The organism is Acinetobacter sp. 12966 (assembly GCF_031196995.1).
GTDB lineage: Bacteria > Pseudomonadota > Gammaproteobacteria > Pseudomonadales > Moraxellaceae > Acinetobacter > Acinetobacter geminorum.
Window position 1 is genome coordinate 1 of sequence record NZ_JAVIMC010000040.1, and the last position, 297, is coordinate 297.

Genomic DNA, 297 nt, shown 5'->3' on the forward strand with positions numbered 1-297 from the left:
TTTCACAATGAACTCGAGGGAGATAAGATTACTAACTTTTTTAAAAATACAGGAAAAGTAGGCCGCATAGAGTTATCACATCAGCCATTAGGGGAATTAACCGGTATCTTGGGGCTACAATATTTGGAACAGGATAATAGTGCTTTATCACCAGTCCATTCTCAAGAAGGCCATACCACCTATCTAGATAATCAGCAGCTATTAAATCGAAATGTCACTAAAAACTTTAGTGTATTTGGCCTAGAAAAATATAACTGGAACGACTTTACTTTCGAACTAGGTGCTCGTATAGAAAAG

General features: G+C 36.7%; 1 pseudogene. It reads left to right on the top strand.

The features are described from left to right. A pseudogene (locus tag RFW85_RS06650) lies at window positions 1-297 on the top strand (TonB-dependent receptor); the annotation flags it as partial.